This is a genomic window from Pseudomonas sp., assembly GCF_037994325.1.
Classification (GTDB): Bacteria; Pseudomonadota; Gammaproteobacteria; order Pseudomonadales; family Pseudomonadaceae; genus Aquipseudomonas.
The window spans coordinates 1-5864 of record NZ_JBBNAH010000784.1 but is presented as its reverse complement, the minus strand read 5'-3'; the positions used below and the strand labels follow the sequence as shown (position 1 = coordinate 5864).

The 5864-nt window shown below is 60.2% G+C and carries 7 protein-coding genes; 5 read left to right on the top strand and 2 right to left on the bottom strand.

Annotated elements, in window-relative coordinates; translation table 11 throughout:
- Positions 1–8: 8 nt before the first annotated feature.
- The 3 genes from AAAB16_RS26420 (at position 9) to AAAB16_RS26410 (ending at position 1916) form a co-directional block, all read left to right on the top strand.
- Positions 9–1160 carry a monovalent cation:proton antiporter-2 (CPA2) family protein gene (locus tag AAAB16_RS26420; RefSeq protein WP_340666043.1) on the top strand — a complete coding sequence of 384 codons (1152 nt, stop codon included), beginning with the start codon at positions 9–11 and terminating at the stop codon, positions 1158–1160.
- A 65-nt stretch (positions 1161–1225) separates the two neighbouring features.
- Positions 1226–1684, top strand: a complete 459-nt coding sequence (locus AAAB16_RS26415) for a hypothetical protein (protein WP_340666041.1) — start codon at positions 1226–1228, stop codon at positions 1682–1684.
- A gap of 70 nt (positions 1685–1754) precedes the next feature.
- On the top strand, positions 1755–1916 hold the full coding sequence (locus AAAB16_RS26410) for a hypothetical protein (RefSeq protein ID WP_340666040.1): 162 nt from the start codon (positions 1755–1757) through the stop codon (positions 1914–1916).
- A gap of 19 nt (positions 1917–1935) precedes the next feature.
- Here AAAB16_RS26410 and AAAB16_RS26405 read toward each other — a convergent pair whose 3' ends face one another.
- Together AAAB16_RS26405 and AAAB16_RS26400 are read right to left on the bottom strand one after the other, a co-directional pair.
- Positions 1936–2838: a DUF2950 domain-containing protein gene (locus AAAB16_RS26405; RefSeq protein WP_340666039.1), complete on the bottom strand. Its 903-nt coding sequence runs from the start codon at positions 2836–2838 to the stop codon at positions 1936–1938.
- Between the two features lie 12 nt (positions 2839–2850).
- Entirely contained in the window at positions 2851–4131 is a 1281-nt protein-coding gene (locus tag AAAB16_RS26400; protein ID WP_340666038.1) for a DUF3300 domain-containing protein, read from the bottom strand.
- A gap of 536 nt (positions 4132–4667) precedes the next feature.
- On the opposite strand from AAAB16_RS26400, the gene AAAB16_RS26395 reads away from it, so the two are divergent.
- Together AAAB16_RS26395 and AAAB16_RS26390 are read left to right on the top strand one after the other, a co-directional pair.
- Complete coding sequence (locus tag AAAB16_RS26395) at positions 4668–5249, top strand: hypothetical protein (RefSeq protein WP_340666042.1); 582 nt, start codon at positions 4668–4670, stop codon at positions 5247–5249.
- 224 nt (positions 5250–5473) lie between these two features.
- Positions 5474–5764, top strand: a complete 291-nt coding sequence (locus AAAB16_RS26390; RefSeq protein ID WP_340666037.1) for a hypothetical protein — start codon at positions 5474–5476, stop codon at positions 5762–5764.
- Positions 5765–5864 lie beyond the last annotated feature (100 nt).

Here is a 5864-nt window from a genome sequence, read left to right as displayed (position 1 = left end):
GGACGAAACTGGGCGCGGTGCCAGGCTATCTGCTGGCCGGCATCGTTATCGGCCCTTCGGCATTGGATTTGGTGAAAAGCCCGCAAAACGTCAGCCATTTTTCCGAGATGGGCGTGGTGTTGCTGCTTTTTATCATCGGCCTGGAACTCTCGCCCCGGCGCCTCTGGCATATGCGTCGGGCCTTGTTTGGCATTGGCTTGCTGCAAGTACTGAGCGCCGCGCTGCTGCTGGGCGCGCTGGCTGTCTTGCTGGAGCAAAGCTGGCGGGTCGCGACGGTGCTGGGATTGGGGCTGGCGCTGTCGTCCACTGCGTTTGGCCTGCAAGTGCTGGCCGAACGCAAAGAACTGGGCCACCCCCATGGTCGCCTGACGGTGGCTATTTTGCTGTTTCAGGATATCGCGGCGATTCCCCTGATCGCACTGGTTCCTCTGCTAGCCAGCAGCGCGCACGACGGCCCATATGCTCCGGGACTACGGCCATTGCTCGCCGTTGTGGTGGGCATCGGTTTGGTTATCGTCGGCGGTCGCTATTTGTTGCGCCCGGCCTTTCGCTGGGCGCTAAGTGCGGGTTTGCGCGAACTGTCCACGGCCACCGCTTTGCTGATCGTGTTAGGCACCACCTGGATCATGGTGCGTATCGGTATTTCGCCCGCTTTGGGCGCCTTTCTAGCCGGCGTGTTAATGGCCGAGTCCGAGTATCGCCACACATTGGAGTCGGAGATCGAGCCCTTTAAGGGGCTGCTCCTGGGGCTGTTCTTTGTCGGGGTAGGCATGGCAGCCGACCTGCAACTGTTAGTAAGCGACCCCTTGGTTGTTTTGACACTTACCGGTGTGTTGGTCGTCATCAAATTCCCGTTGCTGTTCGCCCTGGGCAAGTGTGCCGGTGGCCTGGATACCGCAGGTGCGCTCAGCCTGGCGCTGGTGCTGGCCTCAGGGGGTGAATTTGCCTTTGTGGTGTTCAAGCAGGCCCTGGATTTCGGGTTGTTCGATTCGCGTATGTACAACCTGCTGATCCTCGCCATCACCCTGTCGATGCTGGTGGTGCCGCTGCTGATGCTTACCCTGGCGGGCCATCTGCGGCCGGCACGGTTGGCCTCGTCGAAGTCGGCAGAAAAGGCCCCGACGGTAACTCGCCAAAGCGCAGCGAAAGACGACGACTAGGTTTAACGGCACACGAACTATACGCAGGGGCAGCGCGGCCAATGGTTCTGCAAGAGGTACAGAAAATGGCTAGTAGCAAAGCGAACCGCAAGGCATTTTTGGCTATCGCCGTAGCTGCGCTGGCCGCGCATCAGTCAGCGTGGGCGGCACTGATGGGGGCGCCGACAACTCGCCCAGCGATGCCCAAAAAAGCTGTACACCAAGAATGCTTCAACCAGGCGTTAGTCGCCATTGTGTTCAGTTGCAACTACCTGGAAGCGGCGTTGTATTGCCACGGTAGAGCTCGCCTGGGTCGGCAGTATGAAGATGCCGCCGTGTACGAAACCAAACTGCAGTGGCTGGGGATACACGAGGCCAGCCTGCTCGCGCAGGCAAAGCAACTGCGCATCGTGAGGCGTGAGCTTATGCACGAGCAGGCCATGGAAATTGCGAATATCGAGCCCAGCAAGGTGTATGTCACCCAAAATGAAGCTGAAAAAGCGGTCGCCCTGGCGCTCGAAATCAAACGCTTACTTAGGGACTGAGACACTCATTCCCAGAGCCGCGCTGAGCAAAAACGCCGATTGGGCGCCGAGGGATATCGAGCAGGACTTCTTGGTTAAACCGGCCGAAATCAAATACTTCAAACTGGACGTGGCCTATAACCTCAGCGAAATGAACCTTGGCCAACCCAAACCCAGCTACGTGATTCACCTCAGGCCTATGCGCAGCGACGATGCGATTTACGCGCTCCGCACTACAAACGCGATCAACTAGAACGCTTTTATTCAGCCTCTTATGGGTCGCCGACGGCATCGTCGGGGTCGCTCACTGACTGCCAACTGCTGTCGGGGTCAAAACGGGTCATGGCCTGGGCCTGCTTTCCGCCGTCGGGCCCCAGGTCTTTCTCGAAGACCTGGCCGTCATGGCTGATCATAAAACTCATCACTCCGCTGTTGCCGTAGCTCACCGGCCAGGCGACCAGAGCAAAACCACGACTCATGTTATGGCCAAGCCGATAGTCGTAAGCACCCCCTGGCGCTGAGGGCCCCTGGGCGGTAAGGATGCGGTAGTGGTAGCCATGCCAGCCGCCGTTGGGAAGCTCATCGCCGAATAACACGCCCAAAGGACTGTCCGGTTCGCCGTCCTGCTCGGGCCAGTACAAGCCATCGTGCTGGCCGTCGCTGCTGACAAACTTCTGGGCGTACTCGAGCACGCCATCGCCGTCGCGGTCGACCTCGGCATAGTCCATCTGCGCATCATGGTAGGCGCGTATGGCCTGCAACGTGGCCTCTTCGTTGCGGCCGATACGCCGCTGGCGAATAAGCGGCACGCCGGCCTTGGCGTCGAAACCCCAACCTTGCTTGCCGTGCACCAAAGGTAACGGCAGCTCCCAACCTTGCTTACCCACGGCCAATAACGAATAGCCCTCGGCCTGACTGCGTATCTCGTGCTGTTCGCGATACAGGGAGAGGAAAGCTTCGACATCTTCACGCTCCAGGCCCGCCAGCGGAATGTAGCGTCGCCAGTCCTCGCCGAGTAAAGCGGCCAAGCGTTTTTCGTCGGCCCGCTCGCTGCCCAGCGCGGCGACAAACGCCTCGGCGGCAGCCTGGGAGGTCTGGAAGTGCTGCTGGGCGTTCACGAGCGAAGCCGGTAGCACTAGCAGGGTAATCAGCGCAAAGCGCATCGCAGCATTCATGGCCAGGCTCCTTCAGCGCCGCCGCGCGCCACCACGAGAAGAGGACGCAGCCGGGCGACTGACAGTCTGCCCGGCGGAGCGGGCCGACTGGGGCCGTCGTGCTGCGGCCTGGCTGGCTTGGCCGCGTTGTTGGCTAGCGCGCTCGCGCTCTGGCGTGCGGGCGCCAGCGAACGCATTGTCGCGGGTGCTGCGGGTAGTGGGGCGCTGTTGTTCGCGAGTCTGGGTGCGGTCGCTAGCGCGCTGGCTGCGATCCGCCGTCTGAGCCCGTTCGCGCGCCTGGCGGTTATTGGTGGCCGGGCTTTCAAAACCACGCTGCTCCAGGCTCTGCCGGGCACGGTCGCGGTCAGCGGCGCGGGCGGTATCTCGGCCGCGCAGGGCCTCGCGTTGTTCGCCATTGGCCAGGCGCTGGCCATACTGCTCGCGGCTCGCTCGGTCACGGTAGGGCACACCGTCGCGGTGGGTCGGGTTGTGCTTCCAGGTCTTGTCCTGGATGTTCAGTTGACGGTTATCGTTGATGGTGTTGTAGCGGTTAACGTCGATATCAATATCACCGCGCCCCCAATTGCAGTCGCCCCACAACGAGTCGATGACCACCACGCCAACGGCAAAGCCGATTCCCGCCGCCACGGCGCTACCCAGGTAATAGCCGGGGGGCGGCGGGTAATACACGGGCGGATAAGCGGGATACGGCCAGGTGCCATAAACCACCGTGGGGTTGTAGCTGGGCACGTAGATTACCTGCGGGTCGGCGGACTCGATGATGATGGTCTGACTGCTGGAAGAACTCGCGCTCGCGGCTGGCTTTTCGCTTACCTTCTGTTTGTCGTTGGAACCGAGATTGCCGGCCTCTTTTGCCTGGCGCCGCAGGCGCTGGACCGAATCCATCACGGCATCAGGCTTGGCCAGAAAAGCATCGCCGACCCGCTGTACCCACGCAGGGTCCTGGCTGAGGGTGACCAGCACCGCCGGAAATGCCACCAGCGATTGCACGCTGGGATCCCACGGCTGCGCTGCGACTTGGCGCACTGCATCATCGCCCTGGGCTTTGGGATTGGCCTTGGACCAGACCGCGGCATCGGCGACATCACCGGGGTACGTGGCCGCCATTAGCACTTGGGCCAGCAGGGCGTCCGGGTACAGCGCCACGGGTGCGAGCATCTGATCTAGCTCTTGATTGCTAAACACCTGCTCTGCGGAGCCCGAAGGGCCAGGCTCGGTAGCCCGGATCGAAAGAGGCACGGCGCAAAGCATTAGCAGCAACGACCACAGCGGGATGCCGTGAAGAACATGCATGACGATTCTCCTGTGTCGTACAGCAGGGTCGGTAATGCGTGGTGAGCCCGTGGCATGCGCTTGCGCCTTCGAGGCTGGATGTTGTTGCTGTTCCAGATGCGGCAACGCGGGAGTGAATGATTTCTGTGGTTAGATCGGTCTAGCACAGCATTGCGTACCGTGCAGGAAATCAGGCGTGCGGCGATGCCAACGGAGGCGACGTTTGCGAGAACCTACCAGCCTCATACCGGCGGCAGACTCGGCTATGGAAAAATTTCAAACGCGTGGCGATAACTGAACCTAAACTCCGTCGGCAATGTGCTGGGTGACTGTTGCTACACGTGGAAGGCGCCATGGTGGAGATTCCAGTAGACGCCACCCGCTGACGTTAAAACCACCACAACGATCTCACCACCGCCATGCAACAATTCCTGTGTCAGGTGCAGCCAACCGCGTGCATCCAGTAACGCTGGGAACGGACGAAACGGGTTACCTCAACCCGAACCACCAGGGTTCAGTTCAGCTGTCGGGCCTCTAACAACATGGAGAGCAAGATGATGAAAGCCTTTTACGTGTCGGCAAAAACAGCAGCCATTACCGCATTGTGGGTTGTTGGCATAACTGCCGTGCACGCCGCGAATATTCCGCTGTCCGCCACCCTGCAGGAGGACGAGGTTGTGACCTCGGTAATATCGGTGGATGCGGCCAACCACGTTGTGGTGCTCAACGGGCCAGAGGACCAACCCGTGACACTTCAGCTGGGCGATGACGCGAAGAACCTTGGGCACCTCAAACCCGGCGACACCGTCAAAGCGGTGGTCACCCGCTCGGTGGTAGCGGAGCTCGATACCGATGTGAGTACAGCCAAAGCCAAGGCCTCACAACAGGCCGGAGAAGTCCGCGCCGGCAAAGACAACCCCCATCCAGGCGGCTACGCCTACCGTCAGGTGCAGCTACAGCTGAAGATCAAACACGTTGATGTGGAAAAAAATCAGGTGACGTTCGAGGGCCCAGCCGGACGGCAAAAAGTCGTCGATGTGCTTGACCCCAAAAATCAGGCACGGCTTAAAGACCTTAAAATCGACCAAAGCGTCTGGGTCACCTACATCGATACCCTCGAAGTGACAACCCAGCGCTAACCCTTAACGTGCCTGTTCTCTGACGATGTTTCTCCCCATTGCTGATGGATGACATCGCTCAATGCCCGACAACTCCGGTTGCTGCAATTCAGGCGGCATGCCAGGCACGATTGTTCTGCTCAGTTTGCTGCGGGCGCTATAGAGCCTAATAGCAACAATGAACGCTTTTTTCTCGCCGCCGACGTCCTACCCGGGCACCACCTGGTTTTCCAAACGGAGTGCCAATGACTTTTTGGACCAACCTGCGCAACGCGCAGAACTCGCAGCTACCCGTTGAGCTGCGCTACCAAAGCCTGCGCCACGCACTCACGCTTCATGCGCCTTTGGGGTTTGGCGGAACGTGGAATTTGCTTTCGGATCGCTTTGGTTTGGAGGAGGGCGGCAAGAACTCAGGCACGTCGATTTCCCACGCCGCGGATTACTTGGGTGCTGATCGATTGGCTTGGCTGGAGTATGAGAAGGCGAGGCTCAAATTCCTGCGCCACCGGGTTAAAGCCGGTTTACCCAAGCGTTGATGACGTTCGTGAGTCAGGCTATGGCGGCCAGAAACGGTCACCGCTCTCGTCTGAAACGCTGCCCCCGCGCGCAATGCGTTCGCAAGGCCGACGCTTGGTG